Raw genomic sequence first — 19935 nt, forward strand, 5'->3', positions numbered from 1 at the left:
GAACGTTAATAATATTTAAATGTCCTTTTGAAGTTTTCAGAAGGGCATTTCTTTTTTGATCTTTGTTTGAAATTCGTTGTTTTTAACGACTATTTTTATATAAAAAAGTTATGAAATATACTACGCTACCAAATACCGATATTAAAGTAAGTAAGATCTGCCTGGGAACGATGACCTGGGGAGAACAAAACACAGAAGCCGAAGGCCACGAGCAGATTGAATATGCGCTCGATCAAGGTGTGAATTTTTTGGACACCGCCGAAATGTATTCGGTGCCGGCAAAGCCAGAAACGCAGGGAAGTACAGAGGAAATTATTGGGAGCTGGCTAAAGAAAACCGGTAAACGAAAAGATATCGTTTTGGCATCTAAAGTTGCCGGCCCGGCAGAGATGGTTTCTCATGTTCGTGAGAATATGGGCTTCAGTAAAGAGGCAATTAACGACGCGATCGATAAAAGTCTTAAGCGATTAAACACCGATTATTTAGATCTTTATCAATTGCACTGGCCAGAACGAAACACTAATTTCTTCGGAAAACGTGGTTATAAACATCAGGAAAATGAAGAGTGGCAGGATAATTTTAAAGCTGTTTTAGAAAACCTTCAGGAATTGGTAAAAACCGGAAAGGTGCGTCATGTCGGTTTGTCGAATGAGACTGCTTATGGGGTAAGTCGGTTTTTAGAAGAAAGTCGACTTCATGATTTGCCGAAAATGATTACGGTTCAAAATCCATATAGTTTGCTGAATCGAAAAGATGAAATAGGGCTTACTGAAGTGCTTCATCGCGAAAATGTAGGATTATTGCCTTATTCTCCGCTGGGAATGGGAACACTTTCAGGAAAGCACCTAAACGGTATTGTAGAGAATACACGCCTAAGTTTATTTCCGCAGTATAAAAGATATTCCGGAGAAGTAGCAGTGGAAGCTACTAAAGCTTACAAAGAAGTTGCGTTAAAACACGAGTTATCGATGACGCAAATGGCACTTGCTTTTGTAAATGAGCAGCCTTTTGTGACTAGTAATATTATTGGAGCCACTAAAATGGATCAGTTAAAAGAAAATATTGCCAGTATCGATCTCAAGCTTTCTGATGAGGTTTTAGAAGATATCGAAAAAGTACACGAAAAATATCCAAATCCGGCGCCTTAAATTAGATGTTAGATCGCTTCGCTTTTAGATATAAGATTCAAGATCGACTATTAAATAAGATTCGATATTTCTAAGCTATTTTTTCAAAGCTAACAGCTGCAAGCTGAATTACAACGGAGCCACTAAACTTTCGTGAATAAATGATGCGCTTTTGTTTTTAGGGCGAACATGGTACCAATCACCAGTTTTTCCTAAAAGCTGAAGCGTATCCTGATTTTTCGCCTGTCCTAAGATCTGGGAGTTAGAAGTTGTAGGTTTGTCTCGAAGATTTGCAATACTGCTTTTGGTGATCAAATTGGTCAATTTTTTATCGAATTTTGCTATTTGGGGCTTAAATTCTTCAGTTTTTTTTACAAAGTAAAGCGGATTTATGGCGCCATGTTTATAGATTCCAAAGTGCAAGTGAGGCGGAGTAGTTCTGGCGTTTCCGGTATTTCCTACAAAACCCAAAGTATCACCCGCATTTACATTACCCGAGGTTTTAGCAATACTGTCTAAATGTGCATAATACAATGATTGTCCTCTTTTAGGATCTCTAAGCCAAACTTGTTTTCCTCCTAAGCCTTTTTCGCCGGTAAAACCAATACGGCCAATGGTTGCAGCGAGTACAGGCGTGCCTCGCTTTGCAAAAATATCGATACCTTCATGATTTCTGGCACCACCATCGCGAGCAGCGCCCCAATAACTTTGTATATTATTGTTCTTTCCATCAGCTACCGGAAATATATAAGCCGGTTTACTGTTAAATTTGAATACAAATTCTGCCTGAGTTTCTATGGCTGGTTGAATTAGTATTTTGTATAATCCAGATTCTTTGATCTCATATTGAAATATTTTTTGATCAATTTCAGCACTTTCAATTCTTTTTAAGCTGTTATCGGTCGTGCGGTAAAAATCGATAAAAACAAGATCGTTTATAGAATCGGTGAAAATTTCAAGATCAAAAATTTCTCCTGCATTTAAATTGAGTTCGTAAGCATAAATTGGGAAAGATTTAGGCATAAAATGACCATTTTCGGCATAAGGTAAATCTATTTTTAAGCTGTCCTTTAATCCTAAATCATGTTGTTGTTCCCAGATTGTAAATAATTCATCTGAAATATTATAATCTCTCTTATAAACTTCTTTTGCACTAGGGTTAGTAATAAAATCGGTTGCTTTATTTAAGCGAGAGCAAGAGGCAAAAAAAGCAGCTACTAGTATGTAATATACAAAATGCTTCAACGTCTAATTTTTTCTTTTTCAGTAAAATAGACGCAGTAATTGTGCCAATATTTATTCAAATAAATGGCTAACTACATCTTCTATTTTAGAAACGCGTATAACCTTAATTGCATAACTAGATTTGGGAAGTTTACTTTGAGTAGAAATCATAATTTTTGCAAACCCAAGTTTTTCAGCTTCCAAAATTCTTTGATCGGCGCGAGTTATTGGGCGTATTTCTCCGGCTAAACCAACTTCAGCAGCAAAACAAATATCTTTTTCAATAGCAATATCTTCGTTAGAAGAGAGAATGGCTGCGACAACGGCAAGATCAATTGCAGGATCATCTACGCTAATTCCGCCAGTAATATTTAGAAAAACATCTTTTGCGCCTAATCTGAAGCCTGCACGCTTTTCTAAAACGGCTAAAAGCATATTAAGTCGCTTAACATTGTAACCGGTTGCTGAGCGTTGCGGAGTACCATAAACAGCGGTGCTTACTAATGCTTGAATCTCAATCATTAGCGGGCGCATTCCTTCTAAAGTACTTGCGATAGCAGTACCGCTTAAATCTTGATCGTTTTTACTAATTAATATTTCTGAAGGATTGCTTACTTCGCGTAAACCGCTTCCCTGCATTTCGTAAATGCCCAATTCGTGAGTGCTTCCAAAACGGTTTTTATTGGCACGTAAAATTCGGTATACATGATTACGATCTCCTTCAAACTGAAGTACCGTATCTACCATATGCTCTAATACTTTTGGACCCGCAATGCTACCTTCTTTAGTGATATGCCCAATAAGAATTACGGGAACATTACTTTCTTTGGCGAATTTTATTAATTCTGCCGTACATTCTCTAATTTGAGAAATACTACCGGGAGCGCTTTCAATGTAATCACTATGTATGGTTTGGATGGAATCAATAATAACAACTTCCGGAGAAACTTCTTCAATTTGCCTGAAGATATTCTGCGTTTTTGTTTCAGTAAGAATATAGCAATTTGTCGAATTTGGATCTATACGTTCTGCACGCATTTTTATTTGCTGCTGGCTTTCCTCCCCTGAAACGTATAGTACTTTGTAAGGAAAACTTAACGAGATTTGTAATAATAGCGTACTTTTTCCTATACCGGGTTCTCCGCCAAGTAAGGTAAGTGAGCCTGGAACCAGGCCGCCACCCAAAACACGATCTAATTCGGTGTTTCCGGTTTTCCAGCGGTATTCAGGAGCAGTTTCAATCTCATTAAGACGTAAGGACTTAGCAGCTCTTTTTTTCTCGGTTTTTGCTGAGGTTTTCCAGTCCTTTTTGTCTGGTTTTTCAATTACCTCTTCTACAATAGTATTCCAATCTCCGCAGGAATTGCATCGTCCCTGCCACTTAGAATATTGCGCACCGCAATTTTGACAGTAATAAGCTGTTTTAACCTTCGCCATAGCCGCAAAGATAATTATTAACGATTGGCTTTTTTAATTTCTTCGGCTCTTTCCAACATAAAATCTGTAGTTAGAAATGAAATTGGTTTTTGGCTGTATGCTTTTTGATAGATTTTAATAGCGCGTTGGGGATTGCCGGTTTCTTCTTCCCATCTGGCTTCAAAATACGTAGCAAGCATCGTGTTGGGATAATGATCGGCAGCCATTTTACTTAAATCTTTAAAATCTTCCCAGCGTTTGGTTTTTTCAATAGCTTGATTGATCGCAAGAAAATCATGGAGTCTAATTTGTTTCTGAAGACCAAAAAGCTCATTAATCGTAGTGTATTTATCCTGTAAATATTCAGAAAGGCTAATACTTGTTTGTAGTAATTTGGTTTGATATTCTTCTTGAGAAATAGGACGATAAATTTCGAAAATATTATCGATAGCCGCTGGTATCGCTTTCCCAACTAACGAGTAATGCGTTGAATTTTCGAAGTTATCAAAATCGTATTCAATTAATGTGTTATTTAAATCTTTTAATAATACATCAAAACTTATAATGCTTTCTTGTAATTGTGGGATATCATCTGATCCTGTAGCAAGGTAATACCAAATTCTTTTTTCAGATTTTTGAAAAATTTCATTCAATCTTACCGTCATTTTTGGTGCGTAATCGGGGCTTAGATTGATGTAGGCATCAAATATTGGTTTGTCTTTTAAAAGATAGTAATTCATAAAATTGGCCGTAAGGTCGTGCCCCACAATTACATGAAAAGGCGCAACACGATATTTTTCTGCAATACTCCTCATGAGTTCCATTCCTAAAAACTCGAAAAAAGCAGCTCCTTGTTCGCTCGGTAAATAGCGTTCTTCATCGTAATAAGAATCAGCTTCCCTGCTGTTATTTTGATTTATTCCAATTACGATCATTTCTGGAGCGTCTTCCCAATAAGAATAATAATCTATCATTCCGGCTACTGGTTCAAATAAATAATCACCATCCAATACTAACATAACTGGATATGATTTTTCTTTATTTTTATCGTAATTTCTTGGTAGCTGAATTTTTATTTCGCGACTTGCACCAAGTTTATCTGATGCTATTGTTTCGTAGGTAGTTTGAGCAGCAATTATCCATGGAAAGATAATGGCTACTGCCAATAGTAGTTTTTTTATCATAGGTAATCATTTAGCAGACTTCAATATAAATAATTATTTTCTTCTGTTAAGGATTGGTAGGAAAATAAATGAGAGTCCGCCAAGTACAAGGTTTAAGAGCGTTTGGGATGCCCAAACCACCCATCCAAAGGCTTCCCCGCCCTGTTTAGAGATACTAAAAAGTGTTAAGACTCCGCCAATAGCAATGGGATAAACTCCAATACCGCCATTGGTTACTGAAATTGCAAAAGATCCCACCACGAATGCGGCTAAAATTGCACCAAATCCTGCATCGCTAGTCTCTGGAATTGCAAAAGTGGCAACATAAAACATCATTACATACATGGTCCAGATAAAAAATGTATGAAAAATAAATGCCCATTTTTGACGCATTTTTAAAATACTGCGCATACCTTCTAGAATACCTTTTGCGAAATTTTTTATTTTTCTGAGAATAGGAAGCTTAGATTTTTTAATTATGATCAGGGTTATGGTTCCAAATAGTACGAGTAAGACAAAAATACCTATGGTAAAGATGGGATTAATATCATTTTCTGAAAAATAACTAAGAACGTGATCGGTTTGTAAAATAACTGCGAGCGAAATTATAGCCATTAGAATGATGAGATCTGCCAGACGTTCAGATATAATTGTCCCAAAGCCTTTTTCTATAGGAATCTCTTCGTACGTTTTTAGGGTTGCGGCTCTTAAAAATTCTCCTGATCTTGGGATACCTAGATTTGCAAGATATCCAGCCATAACCGCCATAAAGCTATTGCTGAATTTTGGTTTGTATCCTAAAGGTTCGAGCATAAATTTCCATCGGTATGCTCTGGAAAGATGAGATAAAGTTCCCAAAATCAAAGATAGAATTACCCAAAAAGGATCAGCTTTTTTGATATTTAGAATCAGCTCGGCACGCTCTGCCGGTGTGGCGCTGTTATAACTATACCAAATTAAAAAAATCCCCAGCATAAGGGGGATTATCGTTTTAAGTGTTTTTTTAAGCTTACTATTCAAAAAAGTTATTTTTAGTTAAGCAGATTATTCTCTTCGTTAGGGAAAACAATAGCCGGCTTAAAAGCTTTAGCTTCTTCGAAATCCATTATAGCATAGCAGATTAAAATTAGCACATCACCTTTAGCCACCTTTCTAGCCGCAGCACCATTTAAGGTGATTTCTCCAGAATTTCTTGGTCCTGGGATTGCATAAGTTTCTAAACGCTCGCCATTGTTGTTATTTACAATTTGAACTTTTTCACCTTCAATAATATTTGCTGCATCCATTAGATCTTCGTCTATGGTGATACTGCCAATATAATTTAGATCGGCGCCGGTTACTTTTACACGATGAATTTTAGATTTAACTACGTGAACTTGCATGATTTTTAATTATTAAGAGCAAGATTATCTATAAGTCTAATATCGCCTGCATAAGCAGCGATAAAAGCCCGGTAAGATATTCCCTCTCTTTTTTCTGTTATTTCTTTTAAAGTTTCAGCATCGGATATTTCAAAATATTCCAGTTCTAAAAATGGATAATTCTTAAACTGTTGCTCTACCCAATCGTTAATGTAATTTGCACTTTCTGTGCCAAATAACGTTTGAGTTTCTTTTAATGTTGCATAGATAAAGGCAGCTTTTTCCCTTTGTAAGTCATTAAGTCGTTCGTTTCTGCTACTCCTTGCGAGGCCAGATTCTTCTCGAAGTATAGGGCAACCAATGATTTCTACGGGAATACGCTCTATCTCTGTAAGTTTTTTGATAATCTGTAATTGCTGATAATCCTTTTCACCAAAAAAGGCTTTATCTGGTTCTACGGTTTCAAATAAAAGTTTAACCACAGTTCCTACTCCGTCAAAATGTCCGTTTCTATGTTTTCCTTCCATCACACTATCTAATCCGTCAAAGTCAAAATGTTGCGAAATGACTTTATCACCGTACAATTCGTTTGCATTTGGAGTGAAAACAATGATATTTTCAGATATTTTTCTAATTAAATCGATGTCTTTATCGAGGTCTCTGGGATACTTTTCTAGGTCGCTGGGATTGTCGAACTGTGTTGGGTTAACAAATATGCTTACCACAACCTGATCACAGGATTTAAAAGCTTCATTAACAAGGTATAAGTGGCCGTCGTGCAAAGCCCCCATTGTAGGGACTAAACCAATCGTTTTATTGGCCGACTTGATGTTTGCTAAGGTAGCCCTTAGCTGTTCCTTTTCTTTAAAAACCTGCATCGTAAATTAAAATTAACAGCGTGCAAACTTAATATATCTCTGGCAATCTGCATAAAATTTTGTAATTTTGCGTGTTTTTTGTTCGCAATCGCACTTTAAAGAAAAATTATATGAAAGATAAGAGGATATTGTACGTCTCGTCTGAAGTTATACCTTACTTACCTGAAACCGAAATATCATCCACATCTTTTGAAGCCGCAAAAATGGTGAATAACCTTGGAGGGCAAATTCGAATTTTTATGCCAAGGTTTGGTAATATAAATGAGCGCCGCCATCAACTTCATGAGGTTATAAGGCTTTCTGGGATGAATATGGTGATTAATGATTTGGATATGCCATTAATCATAAAGGTTGCTTCGATCCCAAAAGAGAGAATGCAGGTTTATTTTATAGATAACGAAGATTATTTTAAAAGAAAAGCAACACTTTCTGATGAGGATGGTAATCTTTTTGAAGACAATGACGAGCGCGCCATCTTTTTTGCCAAAGGTGTGATCGAAACTGTAAAGAAATTAAACTGGTCTCCAGATGTTATACACGTACATGGTTGGCTTGCGTATATGTTGCCGTTATATCTAAGAAATTACTATGGTAATGAGCCTCTTTTTAAAGATGCGAAAATAGTTACTTCAATTTACAATGAAAACTTTGAAGGAACGTTAGATGAAGAGATGAGAGAGAAAATCTTGTTTGACGGAATGGAAAAGAGAGATCTTAAGCACCTAAAGGAGCCAAGCTTTGTTAACTTAGCAAAAACAGCAGCAGATAACTCTGACGCTTTGATTGTGGGGAGTGATGATCTTCCTGAAGATTTACTGGATTATTTAAAGAAAATCAATAAACCATTACTTCCATACAAAACAAGAGAAGAGTTCTCGCAAGCATATCAAGATTTTTACACTACAAAAGTATTAGCGGAATAGTAATTCTTATTTACATGAATTTATACAGAAGGATTTTAAAAATAGCAACAGTTCCTGTTGTTATTTTTCTTTTAGCATCTTGCGATGATGATTTTAGTAATGTTGGTGGAGAGGTTATCGGAAATCCATCTGGCGTAGAGGTGCGTGAATACGACATCAATGCCTATACTGTCGATTTAAAATCGATCGAGTCTAACCGAAATTTTTTGGTAGGAGCAGGTTCTAATCGGACTACTCACTATCCCAGACTTTTAGGGGTTTATAATCATCCCATTTTTGGGCAAAAATTAGCCAGTGTACTTTCACAAGTGAGTATCTCGCAAACTTCGCCTCAATTTCCCGATGGTGCAATTTTGGATAGTGTGGTACTTAATATGCCATATTACAGTAGGCAAACAAGAAACGCAGATGGGGATACAGAATATACACTAGATAGTATTTATGGTAGTGGCGCTTTTAAATTAAGTATCTATGAGTCTAATTACTTTTTAAGCGATTACGATCCTGAACAAAACTTTGAGAAAAGACAAAAATACTATTCAGATCAACAGGATGTATTTGAGCAATTCTTAAATAACGATCCTATTTATGTGAATGAGAGTTTTAGGCCTTCAGCAAATAGAATACGGATTATAAGACCCAATGGAGAAGGTGAAAATGACACCGTTTACAGTGCGCCTTCATTACGGGTTAAGTTAGATAAAGAATTTTTTCAGCAGAAAATATTTGATAAAGAAGGAAGTCAGGAATTATCAAGTCAAAGTAATTTTAAAGATTATTTTAGAGGACTTTTCCTTAAGGCGGAGCCTGTTGGGAATAGTGGAAGTATGATTCTTTTCAATTTTGCTTCAAGTTCTGGTGTGAAAATGTACTATTCTTACGAAGAAGAAACTACAGATGATGAAGATCAAACTGTAGATGTAAAAGTAATAGACAGTCTTGGATTAAACTTTACTGGTAATAGAGTAAATACCTTTAAAGGAGAGTACCCTCAGCAAGTTCAAGAGAATATTGCTAATAGATCTGAAAATCTTTATATTGATGGAGGTGAAGGAACTATTGGAGTTGTAGAGCTTTTTAATGAAGGAGAATTAGAAGATTTAAGATCTGAGAATTTTATTATCAATGAAGCAAACCTGGAGTTATATCTTAAAAGTGATGAAATGAACGGTGCTGAAGAACCATCGCGACTTTACCTTTATGATATCAATAATAATTCAGTTTTAGTGGATTATAATATAAATCAAAGTGACGTAAATACGAACAGTCCTCTTAATTCTAGAACAATATTTTCATCGAAACCTGAAACAGATGAGGAAACGGGAGTTACAAAGTATACCTTGAGATTAACGCAACACATCTTTAATTTAATAGAAAACGATTCTACAAATGTAAGATTAGGAATTGCGGTAACTTCTAATATTAATCAGGCTGGTAATATAGCTGCAAAAGAAAGTACACCGGTATTAACTGGCGATAATAAATTAGACGTTGTTCCGGCTGCTTCAGCGATTACTCCAGAGGGAGCTGTATTTTATGGATCGGAAGCTGCAAACGAAGAAAGAAGACTAAAGTTAAAAATATACTATACAGATACAGACCAGTAAACCAAATCTTATATGTGCGGAATAGTTGGATATATTGGGCATAGAGATGCTTATAATGTTGTTATAGAAGGTTTAAAACGTTTAGAGTATCGTGGGTATGATAGTGCGGGTATTGCACTTTATGATGGAGAACAACTTAAGGTTTGTAAAACAAAGGGTAAAGTAGCAGATCTAGAGCAAAAAGTTCAGGAGTCTATTACATCAAATGGATCTATTGCAATAGGTCATACCAGATGGGCAACGCACGGTCAACCCAATGACATTAATTCACATCCGCATTTATCAAATTCTGGTAATCTTGCTATAATCCATAATGGAATTATCGAAAATTACGATTCTCTTCGTAAAGAATTAAAGAAACGTGGCTACACATTCAAGAGTGATACCGATACTGAAGTTTTGGTGAATCTTATAGAAGATGTGATTAAAAATGAAGGTGTTAAGCTAGGTAAAGCAGTTCAGATCGCTTTAAATCAAACAATAGGCGCCTATGCTATTGCTGTTTTTGATAAAAGAAAACCAGATGAAATAGTAGTAGCCCGGTTAGGAAGTCCTTTGGCAATTGGAATAGGTGAAGATGAATATTTTATCGCTTCAGATGCTTCTCCTTTTATCGCGTACACCAATAACGCTATTTATCTGGAAGACGGTGAAATGGCGGTTGTGAGAGATGGTAAAAATGTAAAGGTCCGTAAAATCCATAATGATTCTGAAGTTGCAGCGTACGTTCATGAACTTCAACTTAATCTAGAGCAAATAGAAAAAGGTGGTTACGATCACTTTATGCTAAAGGAAATTTACGAGCAACCCAATGCCATAAGAGACACTTATAGAGGCAGATTGTTGGCCGATCAGGGAATTATTAAAATGGCTGGGGTAGATGATAATATAGACCGCATCTCAAAGGCTAAGCGTATTTTAATTGTAGGTTGTGGTACTTCATGGCATGCAGGATTGGTAGCTGAGTACATTTTTGAAGATATGGCTCGTATTCCGGTAGAAGTGGAGTATGCTTCAGAATTTAGATATAGAAATCCCGTTATTACCGAAGATGATGTTGTAATCGCTATTTCTCAAAGTGGAGAAACAGCAGATACCATGGCTGCTATAAAATTAGCGAAAGAAAAGGGCGCTTTTGTATTTGGTGTATGTAATGTGGTAGGATCATCAATCTCCAGAGAAACAATAGCAGGCGCTTATACTCATGCAGGTCCCGAAATTGGAGTAGCTTCAACAAAAGCATTTACAACTCAAATTACGGTTTTAACCCTAATGGCTTTAAAACTTGGTAAATATAAAGGGACAATTTCAGATTCAGATTTTAGATTGCATCTACAAGCGTTGGAAGCCATTCCGCAAAAAGTAGAAAAATTATTGCAAACTGATAAGGTGATTAAAGAAATCGCTGAAACTTATAAAAACACCCGAAACTGTATTTATTTAGGTAGAGGATACAATTTCCCTGTAGCGTTAGAAGGTGCCTTAAAACTTAAAGAGATTTCTTATATTCATGCTGAAGGTTATCCTGCGGCAGAGATGAAACATGGGCCAATCGCTTTAATTGATGAAGAAATGCCGGTTGTGGTAATCGCTGTTCGTAAAGGACATTACGAAAAAGTAGTAAGCAATATTCAAGAAATAAAATCCAGAAAAGGTAAGATTATAAGTGTAGTGACTGAAGGCGATACAGAGGTGAAGGAACTTGCAGATCATGTGATCGAAATTCCTGAAACAATCGAATCTTTTACTCCGTTACTAACTACAATTCCGTTGCAATTACTTTCTTACCATATTGCAGTAATGTTAGGTAAAAATGTAGATCAACCCCGGAATCTTGCAAAATCGGTAACGGTAGAGTAAGGTAAGTACAGGATGATAATTTTTATTTACAAAGTAATTTTACGCGATAAAACGTAACTTTTTAGACTATAAAAAAAGTTATTTCTTTGGAAGTATGAAATTATAAAGAAAAAACTATCTTTGCAGCCAAATTTATGGCCTATTGTTATTTATAGAATTATAAATCAGTTAGGTAGGTTGTAGGTAGATTTAAATAAAAAAACATTAAAGAAATTAATAATGTCTAAAGTAACAGGTAAAGTTGCCCAGGTTATTGGCCCTGTAGTTGATGTTTCCTTCAGCTCAGAGAACGTAGAATTACCAAAGATTTACGATTCTTTGGAGATTAAAAGAGAAGATGGTTCTATTTTAGTTTTAGAGGTGCAAACACATATAGGTGAAAATACTGTTAGAGCTATTTCGATGGATTCTACCGATGGGCTAAGCCGTGGCGTAGAAGTTGTAGCTACCGGAGCTCCTATCCAGATGCCTATTGGTAAAGATATATACGGCCGTTTATTTAACGTAGTAGGAGATGCTATCGATGGTTTAGGAAATCTACCCAAAGCAGGTGAAGCAGGATTGCCAATTCACCGTGAAGCGCCAAAATTCGAAGACTTATCTGTTTCTACTGAAGTTTTATTTACTGGTATTAAAGTAATCGACCTTATCGAACCTTATGCAAAAGGTGGTAAGATTGGATTATTTGGTGGTGCCGGGGTAGGTAAAACTGTACTTATTCAGGAATTAATTAACAATATTGCAAAAGGTCATGGTGGTCTTTCTGTATTTGCCGGTGTAGGTGAACGTACTCGTGAAGGTAACGACCTTCTTAGAGAGATGCTAGAATCTGGTATTATCAAATACGGTGACGATTTTATGCACTCTATGGAAGATGGAGGATGGGATCTTAAGAAAGTAGATAAAGATGTAATGAGAGAATCTAAGGCTACTTTCGTATTTGGACAGATGAATGAGCCACCGGGAGCACGTGCTCGTGTTGCCTTATCTGGTCTTACTATTGCAGAATACTTCCGTGATGGCGCAGGAGAAGGACAAGGTAAAGATGTTCTTTTCTTCGTAGATAATATTTTCCGATTTACTCAGGCTGGTTCAGAGGTGTCTGCACTTCTTGGGCGTATGCCTTCAGCGGTAGGTTATCAGCCAACGCTAGCTACCGAGATGGGTGCGATGCAGGAAAGAATTACTTCAACTAAAAATGGTTCGATTACATCTGTACAGGCGGTTTACGTACCTGCAGATGACCTTACCGATCCTGCACCAGCAACAACTTTTGCTCACTTAGATGCAACAACAGTACTTTCTCGTAAGATTGCCGAGCTAGGTATTTATCCTGCGGTAGATCCTTTGGATTCTACTTCAAGAATCCTTACTCCAGACATCTTAGGTAATGATCATTATGATTGTGCTCAACGAGTAAAAGAGCTTTTACAACGTTACAAAGAATTACAGGATATTATTGCGATTCTTGGTATGGAAGAACTTTCTGAAGAAGATAAACTTGCGGTATCGCGTGCAAGACGTGTGCAACGTTTCCTTTCTCAGCCATTCCACGTAGCAGAGCAGTTTACTGGTCTTAAAGGTGTGCTTGTAGATATTAAAGAAACGATCAAAGGGTTTAATATGATCATGGATGGTGAGTTAGATCACCTTCCTGAAGCAGCTTTTAACCTTAAAGGGACTATCGAAGAAGCGATCGAGGCCGGAGAGAAAATGCTAGCTGAATCATAATAGTATAGAGCTATTAGCGGTTAGTGATTTAAAACTAACTACTAACTACTCAGTACTCAATACTAAAAACTATGTATTTAGAAATCGTAACTCCAGAAGCAGTTGTTTTTCAATCTGAAATTGAAGCTGTAAAGGTTCCAGGAATTGATGGTGAGTTTCAGATGCTTAATAATCACGCACCCATCGTTTCTACTTTAACAGAAGGTACGGTAAAGATCAATCTTGCTGCTTCAAATACTGAAGTGACTTCTAAGTTATCTTCAGAATTTAAACAAGAAGGAAAAGAATTATTCTACCACATTAAAGGTGGAGTGTTAGAGATGAAAGATAATAAAGCAATCATTCTAGCCGACTAATATAATTCTGATAGTATATAAAAAAGCCTGTTGCAATTGCAACAGGCTTTTTGTTTTTGTTGAATATAGAGGTTCATCTAATCTATCCTGGCATAATCCTTTTTTAATTTTAGCGGTCATTTGAATTTTATCGCTGAAAAAATGAGTTTAATATTGAAATTATTGAATTTCAAATAATATTTTCATTAGTTCTTGAAGTTAGTTATAACATCTGCTAAATGAAGACCATTGACTTTTATCTGAAAACTATTTCTTTGAAAGCCATTTTTCACGATTTTCGACTTCCTTTTTCTTGGCGTCAGGGTTTACTTTTATTTCGTAAGAAGGATTTTTTCCAACAGTAACTTCTGCGGTCTTCTCTTCACCATAATTCTTGAATTTTATACTGATTTTTTCTCCAGGTTTTAATGTTGAAGTGATATTGTTGAATTCTTCCTTATTTTTTATAAGTGTGTCATTTACTGAAATAATTTCAGCACCTTTATCCAAACCTCCTTTATAAGCTGATGTGCCTATTTTAGGGTTGTTCGTCATAACCACCAAACTATCTTTGTTTTCTACGGAAATCCCCAGATCAGATTCCTTTGATTTTCTTGAAATATTGATTCCCATTTTGGCCAAAAGCGGTTCGTATTCTGGCATTTTGCTATTGTAGATATATTTATTGAAAAAGCTTTTTCCAAAGCTTTTACCCGCGTATTCTTTTAGTAAATTTTCGATGTCTTTTACTACGTAAGGCTTTTCAGGCTTTCCGTAAGTTTCCCAAACCAATTTCATAAAATCATCCAGATTCAGGTTGTTTTCTCTTAATTGCAAATCTAAAGCGAGTCCTAAAACACTTCCGTAGGAATAATAAGAAATAAACGTATTTTCACGATTTACAGGATCTAAAGAAGTTGCAGCATCCACAAAAGGCGCCTGGTAACTCATTTCAATAGGATTAAAATACTGAAGTGCCGGAGATGTCCAAACATAGTTGAAGCTACCATTTAACCCGTTTATGTAATCTTCCGCAGAAATAATCCCTGCACGGCATAAAATCAAATTGGTGTAATAACTTGTAAAACCTTCAGCAAACCAAAGTGCACCACTCATATTCGCTTTTGTGAAATCAAAAGGCTCTAAAGATTTTGGGCGAATTCTTTCTACATTCCAGGCATGGAAAAACTCGTGGGAAACAGTGCCAATATTTCCCTCCATGCCTCCATTGGCTAAAGTTTCAGTATCTGTTAAAATTGTGCTGTTGCGATGTTCCATACCGTCTCCCGAAACATTAGGCATGTAACAGGCTAAAAAAGTGTATTCGCCATAATCGAAATTGGGCAATTCGCCATAAACGTTCATTTCTTGTTCCACGATCTTTTTTACTTTCTGAAAGTACTCTTCGAAAAGCTCATCGCTACTTGGATCGTGTAACACAAACCGAATGGTTTTTCCGTCCAGTTCAAATTTTTCCATTCTGAAATTGCTAATTTCAGTTGGACTATCCATAAAATACTGAAGGTTGGGAGCGGTGTATGTATTCCCTTTAATATGCTTAAGCTGTGTAGCTACTTTCCAATTTGGCTGACTTTCAGTATTGTAATCGATCTCTATAGCTCTATCCTGCAAGCTTTCAGCAAACATAAATGTCGCCGGCATGTTTAAGTGTGCATGCGTGGGATCAATCTGCGAGTAAGTGCCATCACCGCGGTTGGCGAAAAGAGTGTATTCTATATTTACGATTCCGCTATGATTGGTAATCGCCCAAGAGTATGGGTCTGGACGAAAGACTTCCAGTTGTTTTCCTTTGCTATCAGTAGCTTTAAAATCATAAACGTTTTTTGCAAATTCATGAATAGCATAGCGTCCGGGAGAAGATCTGCTCATTCTTACGGTGAATGTGTCGGTTTTTATTTCTGGGAATTCAATGTGGATCTTAGCTTCGTGATGCAAGGCATTTTCAAAAGAAATGCTGTACCTATTTTGCTGAGCAAAACCAATCGTGCAGACAAAAAGTAAAAGTAGGGGTAAACGCATAAACTAAATTTTAGTGCTAAAGTTAAGTAATTAATTTTCTTCCTGGTATTCAAGAATATCCCCAGGTTGGCAGTTTAGTATTTCGCAAATCGCTTCTAATGTTGAGAATCTTACTGCTTTGGCTTTTCCGGTTTTCAGAATAGAAAGGTTTGCCGTGGTAATCCCTATTTTATCGGCAAGTTCGTTACTCTTCATTCCTTCGCGTTCCAAAATTCTATCTAGATTAATGATTATCGCCATCGTTTAGATCGTAAGTTCGTTTTCTTGTTTTATGAACTCACCTTTGGCTACAACTTTACCTAAAAGGATCATTACTTTGCCTAAAATATAAAGAATTATGAATGACGGTATGAATCCTAAAATATTAAAGGGAGCCATTAAAAAGAATGCACCACAACATAGAATAATGAGAAATTTAAGCTTTGCATATCCTATGATTGTTGATGATATTTTTCTTATTTCCTTTGCTTGATAAGGGTAGAATAGGTTTTCTTTCGCGATGTCATTAATTAATTTGGGTGCTTTTCTTAAGCCGATGGCTAGATATATGAATACTGCGGAGTTTAGTATGTAAAAAAGTCTTTCTCCGTTTTCAGAATATTCGAAGCTTCTTTCAGGGAAATAGCTTTTAAAGTAAAATGAGTTTGATATATCGTTAAACATGGTAAATTGATGAATAGCTCCCAGAATATTAATTAGTGCGGAAGTTATTAAAACTGCAATAAGAGTGATTACTAAAATTTTTAGAATGTTTAAATGCCATTTCATATTTACAAGATTATACGGTTAACTCATTTTCTTTTTGAAGCGTCCGAGCATTCTCGAAGACTTTACTTAGGAAGACTAGAAAAATACCAAAGGCAAGAATGATCCAAAAAGAACTAAATGAAAATTCCATCCCAAAGAATAATCCTATACGATTTTCAATAATTATCTTTTTTAAAAATTCAGAAATGGCTTCTAAAAACATCGATAGACAAATCAATCTTCCGCTTAGATTTAATGATGCTATTTGAAATCTCGTAAAAAGCTTGTTTCCAAAAAAACTTCTGATTAATTTCCGAAGAACATATAAGCCATAAACAAAAGCGGTTATTTTAACTAATTCTAGTAGGGCAAATCCCCACAATGCTAAAATGTTTACATTTTCTGGAGGAGTTTCTACAGAAACAAAAGAAAGATCAAGCCCTGTGAAAAACGCTAGTACTAGCAGTATCATGACAGCTATTAACGATAAGGCAGAAAAAATAAAACAAATATCTAAAATTGTTTTTAGCAGAATAGGTGGTTTCATGGCAAAGATTGTTATTGTTTATCGATAACAAGTATACGTTTAATTATCGTTTTTCGATAATTTATTTATAAAAATTAATTTATTTAATTATGAAGACGCTTTCTAAATTGCTATTTTTCATATTCAAACATTAAGTTATTGCAAAGTCTGCGTATATCTGTATATTTAACGTTTAATATTCGCATAAAACTTAAATAATAACTATTATATTTGCGAGAAACGGATTATTAATCAACTATGCTATTAGCAATATTTCTAGGATTTTTATTTGCTTTACTTTTAGTTTTTGCAGGAAAGTTTTTTAAAGGAAAGTTTGCTGTTTTATCTTCTTTAATACCCCTTGGACTTTTTGTCTATTTTCTTCAGTTTATTCCTGAAGTTATGCATGGGGATGTTGTAAAGGAAAGTTATAACTGGGTGCCTTCATTTGGTGTAAACCTCGGTTTTACTTTAGACGGTCTATCACTTTTATTCTGCTTAATGATAACTGGGATTGGAACCCTGGTTTTCGCCTATACATCAGCTTATTTACATCATCATAAATATCTTGACAGGTTTTACGCCTATTTGAGTGTGTTTATGGCTGCGATGTTAGGTTTAGTTTTATCTGATAACGTAATAAGCCTTTTTACCTTTTGGGAACTTACCAGTATAAGCTCATTCTTTTTAATAGGTTTTAATAACACGCAAGAGGCTTCAAGAAAGTCTGCATTAACCGCGCTTGGTATAACAGGTTTAGGAGGAATGTTTTTGCTTGCTGGCGTTATCGTTTTAGGTAACATAACAGGAACCTATAGCATTGCAGAAATGCTCAATATGGCACCTGAACTTATTAAGGGACATGAGTATTATTCAATAGCAGTGATTCTTTTATTTGGAGCAGCTTTTACAAAATCTGCACAGTTTCCTTTTCATTTTTGGCTGCCTGGTGCGATGAAAGCACCAACACCGGTTTCTACCTATTTGCACTCGGCAACGATGGTAAAAGCAGGTATCTACCTAGTAATGCGTTTTACACCTGTTCTTGGTGGTGAAGAAATTTGGAATACAACATTAATAATTGTCGGAGGGGTGACGATGCTTTACTCTGCAATTCATTCTTTATTTAGGACCGATCTTAAAGGAGTTCTAGCATATTCAACAATATCGGCTTTAGGAATTTTAATGTTCTTAATCGGCATGGGAACTACTGAATCTTTTACTGCCGCAGCGGTTTTTATTATAGTCCATGCTTTGTATAAAGCTACGCTTTTCTTAACTACTGGAATTATAGATCATCAAACAGGAACTCGTGATGTAACTGTGCTTTCTGGTTTGCGTAAAGTTTTAATGCCTGTTGGTATTGCTGCAATTATTGCTGCAATCTCTAGTGCCGGTATTCCCCCTACGATTGGATTTTTAGGCAAAGAACTTACTTACGAGGCAACTATGCATGCACCGATAATAGCAACTTTATTGATTGTGGGGATTGTTATTACAAAAATATTGTTGCTTTGGGCAGGTTTTGTAGCCGGTATAAAACCGTTTCAGGGGAGTTTGCCCGATAGTCTAAAGGATACCAAAATGCCAGGACCATTAATGTGGGTTCCACCAATAATTCTGGCAGTGCTAAGTTTAGTGTTTGGAGTGCTGCCTTTTATTATTGAAGGCTCTTTGATTAAGCCTGTGGTCGCTGCTTTAGGAGGTGAAACTGGTGAAATCCATCTTGCCCTATGGCATGGATTTAACACGGTGTTTGTCTTAAGTTTAGTGACCATTACTGTGGGGACAATTTTATACTTTGTAATTAAGCCTTCCAAAAAACTTGAAAGGATGATTGGAAAATTAGAAGTGGCCAGTCCTAAAAGTCTTATGGAAAAATTTAATATTGGATTTACGCAGGTTTCTTCATTCTGGACTCGTGTTTTTCAGAATGGTTATTTGAGGAATTATGTTTTTATTATTATTTTCTTCCTGGTAGGAATGGTTGGCTATACTATGGTAGGAAGTACCAAGTTTAATTTAGATCCTGCAATTTTATCTAATATTAGTTTTTACGAGCTAGTGGTAAGTATTATAATGTGTATTGCTATATTATTCACGGTATTTACCAGCAGTAGATTATCTGCCGTTGTCGCAATGGGAGTGGTTGGCTTAACGATATGCCTTGTTTTTGTATTTTATAGTGCACCAGATTTAGCAATGACGCAGTTTTCCATAGATACTTTAACGGTGATTCTGTTTGTACTGGTGTTATATCGTTTACCAAGATACCTCAAGATTCAGGATCATAAAATGCGTATTCGAGATGGAATATTATCCTTGCTTTTTGGAGGTATGATAGCCGTTTTAGCACTCGAGGTTTTATCTGAACCAGTAAATACTGAAATTGGTGATTTTTACGCCAAAAATTCGTATATAATGGCTCACGGTAAAAATGTGGTAAACGTTATTTTGGTTGATTTTAGAGGAGCAGATACTATGATAGAAATTTCAGTACTTACTATTGCCGCTATTGGGGTATTTGGATTATTGAAATTAAGATTAAAAAGAACAGATAGAGTTCAGTAATTAAAAGATTATGAAAACCATCATATTAAGAACAGCATCTAATTACCTTTTGCCGGTTTTGTTGATGTTCTCAATTTTTATCCTTTTGCGTGGACACTACCTGCCGGGTGGTGGATTTGTAGGCGGTCTTGTAGCAGCTATTGCTTTTGTCTTACATTCTTTCGCTAATGGACTAAAAAATACAAAAGCTTTACTCAAATTCCATCCGGGATTTTTAATGCCCGCAGGTCTTGCACTGTCTTTTTTTAGTGGACTTTCTCCTATGTTGTTTGCAGGAGATCCATTTATGACTGGTCTATGGTATCATGGGCATGTTCCTGTATTAGGAAGTGTAGGTTCGGCATTGTTTTTTGATATAGGAGTTTATCTTGTAGTTGTAGGGGTAACATTAACCATAATCTTTACAATTTCTGAAGCACCTTAATT

General features: G+C 36.0%; 18 protein-coding genes. 8 read left to right on the forward strand and 10 right to left on the reverse strand.

Translation table 11 applies throughout. The annotated features are described in order from the left end of the window. Nucleotides 1–110 precede the first annotated feature (110 nt). Entirely contained in the window at nucleotides 111–1148 is a 1038-nt protein-coding gene (locus PBT89_RS01350) for an NADP(H)-dependent aldo-keto reductase (protein WP_270063057.1), read from the forward strand. 108 nt (nucleotides 1149–1256) lie between these two features. Here the strand turns inward: PBT89_RS01350 and PBT89_RS01355 are convergent, their stop codons facing one another. From PBT89_RS01355 to panC, 6 genes are read right to left on the reverse strand one after another with little or no spacing between them, the layout of a single operon-like run. Further along, the gene (locus PBT89_RS01355) at nucleotides 1257–2372 is read right to left on the reverse strand and encodes a M23 family metallopeptidase (protein WP_270063058.1); all 1116 of its coding nucleotides are present in this window, start codon (nucleotides 2370–2372) and stop codon (nucleotides 1257–1259) included. A gap of 51 nt (nucleotides 2373–2423) precedes the next feature. Next, the gene (radA, locus tag PBT89_RS01360; protein ID WP_270063059.1) at nucleotides 2424–3788 is read right to left on the reverse strand and encodes a DNA repair protein RadA; all 1365 of its coding nucleotides are present in this window, start codon (nucleotides 3786–3788) and stop codon (nucleotides 2424–2426) included. A gap of 17 nt (nucleotides 3789–3805) precedes the next feature. Then, complete coding sequence (locus PBT89_RS01365) at nucleotides 3806–4951, reverse strand: alpha/beta hydrolase (RefSeq protein WP_270063060.1); 1146 nt, start codon at nucleotides 4949–4951, stop codon at nucleotides 3806–3808. A 33-nt stretch (nucleotides 4952–4984) separates the two neighbouring features. Then, entirely contained in the window at nucleotides 4985–5905 is a 921-nt protein-coding gene (locus PBT89_RS01370; protein WP_270063061.1) for a lysylphosphatidylglycerol synthase transmembrane domain-containing protein, read from the reverse strand. Between the two features lie 56 nt (nucleotides 5906–5961). Next, a complete protein-coding gene (gene panD / locus PBT89_RS01375) occupies nucleotides 5962–6312 on the reverse strand; it encodes an aspartate 1-decarboxylase (protein ID WP_270059504.1) in 351 nt (116 codons plus the stop codon). Between the two features lie 5 nt (nucleotides 6313–6317). Beyond that, nucleotides 6318–7169: a pantoate--beta-alanine ligase gene (panC, locus tag PBT89_RS01380; protein WP_270063062.1), complete on the reverse strand. Its 852-nt coding sequence runs from the start codon at nucleotides 7167–7169 to the stop codon at nucleotides 6318–6320. A 110-nt stretch (nucleotides 7170–7279) separates the two neighbouring features. Between panC and PBT89_RS01385 the strand changes: the two genes are divergently transcribed. The 5 genes from PBT89_RS01385 to PBT89_RS01405 all read left to right on the forward strand — a co-directional run bounded on the left by PBT89_RS01385 (nucleotide 7280) and on the right by PBT89_RS01405 (nucleotide 13646). Then, nucleotides 7280–8092: a glycogen/starch synthase gene (locus PBT89_RS01385; protein ID WP_270059502.1), complete on the forward strand. Its 813-nt coding sequence runs from the start codon at nucleotides 7280–7282 to the stop codon at nucleotides 8090–8092. Nucleotides 8093–8106: 14 nt separating this feature from the next. Then, complete coding sequence (locus PBT89_RS01390) at nucleotides 8107–9699, forward strand: DUF4270 domain-containing protein (RefSeq protein ID WP_270063063.1); 1593 nt, start codon at nucleotides 8107–8109, stop codon at nucleotides 9697–9699. Nucleotides 9700–9711: 12 nt separating this feature from the next. After that, nucleotides 9712–11559 (forward strand): glutamine--fructose-6-phosphate transaminase (isomerizing), encoded by a 1848-nt coding sequence (gene glmS / locus PBT89_RS01395; RefSeq protein WP_270063064.1) that lies wholly within the window; start codon nucleotides 9712–9714, stop codon nucleotides 11557–11559. A gap of 219 nt (nucleotides 11560–11778) precedes the next feature. After that, nucleotides 11779–13290: a F0F1 ATP synthase subunit beta gene (gene atpD / locus PBT89_RS01400; RefSeq protein ID WP_270059499.1), complete on the forward strand. Its 1512-nt coding sequence runs from the start codon at nucleotides 11779–11781 to the stop codon at nucleotides 13288–13290. A 71-nt stretch (nucleotides 13291–13361) separates the two neighbouring features. Then, entirely contained in the window at nucleotides 13362–13646 is a 285-nt protein-coding gene (locus tag PBT89_RS01405; RefSeq protein WP_270063065.1) for a F0F1 ATP synthase subunit epsilon, read from the forward strand. Nucleotides 13647–13892: 246 nt separating this feature from the next. On the opposite strand, the gene PBT89_RS01410 is transcribed toward PBT89_RS01405, so the two are convergent. Genes PBT89_RS01410 through PBT89_RS01425 form a run of 4 tightly spaced genes read right to left on the reverse strand, consistent with a single transcriptional unit; the run spans nucleotide 13893 to nucleotide 16884 of the window. Next, nucleotides 13893–15665 carry a M61 family metallopeptidase gene (locus PBT89_RS01410; protein WP_270063066.1) on the reverse strand — a complete coding sequence of 591 codons (1773 nt, stop codon included), beginning with the start codon at nucleotides 15663–15665 and terminating at the stop codon, nucleotides 13893–13895. Between the two features lie 30 nt (nucleotides 15666–15695). Next, nucleotides 15696–15905: a helix-turn-helix domain-containing protein gene (locus PBT89_RS01415; RefSeq protein ID WP_270063067.1), complete on the reverse strand. Its 210-nt coding sequence runs from the start codon at nucleotides 15903–15905 to the stop codon at nucleotides 15696–15698. A 3-nt stretch (nucleotides 15906–15908) separates the two neighbouring features. Then, on the reverse strand, nucleotides 15909–16433 hold the full coding sequence (locus PBT89_RS01420) for a DUF2975 domain-containing protein (protein ID WP_270063068.1): 525 nt from the start codon (nucleotides 16431–16433) through the stop codon (nucleotides 15909–15911). Between the two features lie 10 nt (nucleotides 16434–16443). Further along, nucleotides 16444–16884 (reverse strand): DUF2975 domain-containing protein, encoded by a 441-nt coding sequence (locus tag PBT89_RS01425; protein WP_270063069.1) that lies wholly within the window; start codon nucleotides 16882–16884, stop codon nucleotides 16444–16446. A gap of 312 nt (nucleotides 16885–17196) precedes the next feature. Here PBT89_RS01425 and PBT89_RS01430 point away from each other — a divergent pair, with 312 nt between their 5' ends. After that, nucleotides 17197–19509, forward strand: coding sequence for a putative monovalent cation/H+ antiporter subunit A (locus PBT89_RS01430; protein ID WP_270063070.1), 2313 nt, complete (start codon nucleotides 17197–17199; stop codon nucleotides 19507–19509). Nucleotides 19510–19519: 10 nt separating this feature from the next. Continuing rightward, entirely contained in the window at nucleotides 19520–19933 is a 414-nt protein-coding gene (locus PBT89_RS01435) for a Na+/H+ antiporter subunit B (RefSeq protein ID WP_270059493.1), read from the forward strand. Nucleotides 19934–19935: the final 2 nt, after the last annotated feature.

The sequence above is a fragment of the Zunongwangia sp. HRR-M8 genome (assembly GCF_027594405.1).
Lineage (GTDB): Bacteria > Bacteroidota > Bacteroidia > Flavobacteriales > Flavobacteriaceae > Zunongwangia.

Coding starts and splice junctions, on each gene's coding strand:
- PBT89_RS01420 (WP_270063068.1), bottom strand. CDS start 16,433: ATGAAATGGCATTTAAACATTCTAAAAATTTTAGTAATCACTCTTATT.
- PBT89_RS01415 (WP_270063067.1), bottom strand. CDS start 15,905: ATGGCGATAATCATTAATCTAGATAGAATTTTGGAACGCGAAGGAATG.
- PBT89_RS01370 (WP_270063061.1), bottom strand. CDS start 5,905: ATGCTGGGGATTTTTTTAATTTGGTATAGTTATAACAGCGCCACACCG.
- PBT89_RS01435 (WP_270059493.1), top strand. CDS start 19,520: ATGAAAACCATCATATTAAGAACAGCATCTAATTACCTTTTGCCGGTT.
- PBT89_RS01430 (WP_270063070.1), top strand. CDS start 17,197: ATGCTATTAGCAATATTTCTAGGATTTTTATTTGCTTTACTTTTAGTT.
- PBT89_RS01410 (WP_270063066.1), bottom strand. CDS start 15,665: ATGCGTTTACCCCTACTTTTACTTTTTGTCTGCACGATTGGTTTTGCT.
- PBT89_RS01365 (WP_270063060.1), bottom strand. CDS start 4,951: ATGATAAAAAAACTACTATTGGCAGTAGCCATTATCTTTCCATGGATA.
- PBT89_RS01405 (WP_270063065.1), top strand. CDS start 13,362: ATGTATTTAGAAATCGTAACTCCAGAAGCAGTTGTTTTTCAATCTGAA.
- glmS (WP_270063064.1), top strand. CDS start 9,712: ATGTGCGGAATAGTTGGATATATTGGGCATAGAGATGCTTATAATGTT.
- PBT89_RS01350 (WP_270063057.1), top strand. CDS start 111: ATGAAATATACTACGCTACCAAATACCGATATTAAAGTAAGTAAGATC.
- radA (WP_270063059.1), bottom strand. CDS start 3,788: ATGGCGAAGGTTAAAACAGCTTATTACTGTCAAAATTGCGGTGCGCAA.
- PBT89_RS01425 (WP_270063069.1), bottom strand. CDS start 16,884: ATGATACTGCTAGTACTAGCGTTTTTCACAGGGCTTGATCTTTCTTTT.
- atpD (WP_270059499.1), top strand. CDS start 11,779: ATGTCTAAAGTAACAGGTAAAGTTGCCCAGGTTATTGGCCCTGTAGTT.
- PBT89_RS01390 (WP_270063063.1), top strand. CDS start 8,107: ATGAATTTATACAGAAGGATTTTAAAAATAGCAACAGTTCCTGTTGTT.
- panD (WP_270059504.1), bottom strand. CDS start 6,312: ATGCAAGTTCACGTAGTTAAATCTAAAATTCATCGTGTAAAAGTAACC.
- PBT89_RS01385 (WP_270059502.1), top strand. CDS start 7,280: ATGAAAGATAAGAGGATATTGTACGTCTCGTCTGAAGTTATACCTTAC.
- panC (WP_270063062.1), bottom strand. CDS start 7,169: ATGCAGGTTTTTAAAGAAAAGGAACAGCTAAGGGCTACCTTAGCAAAC.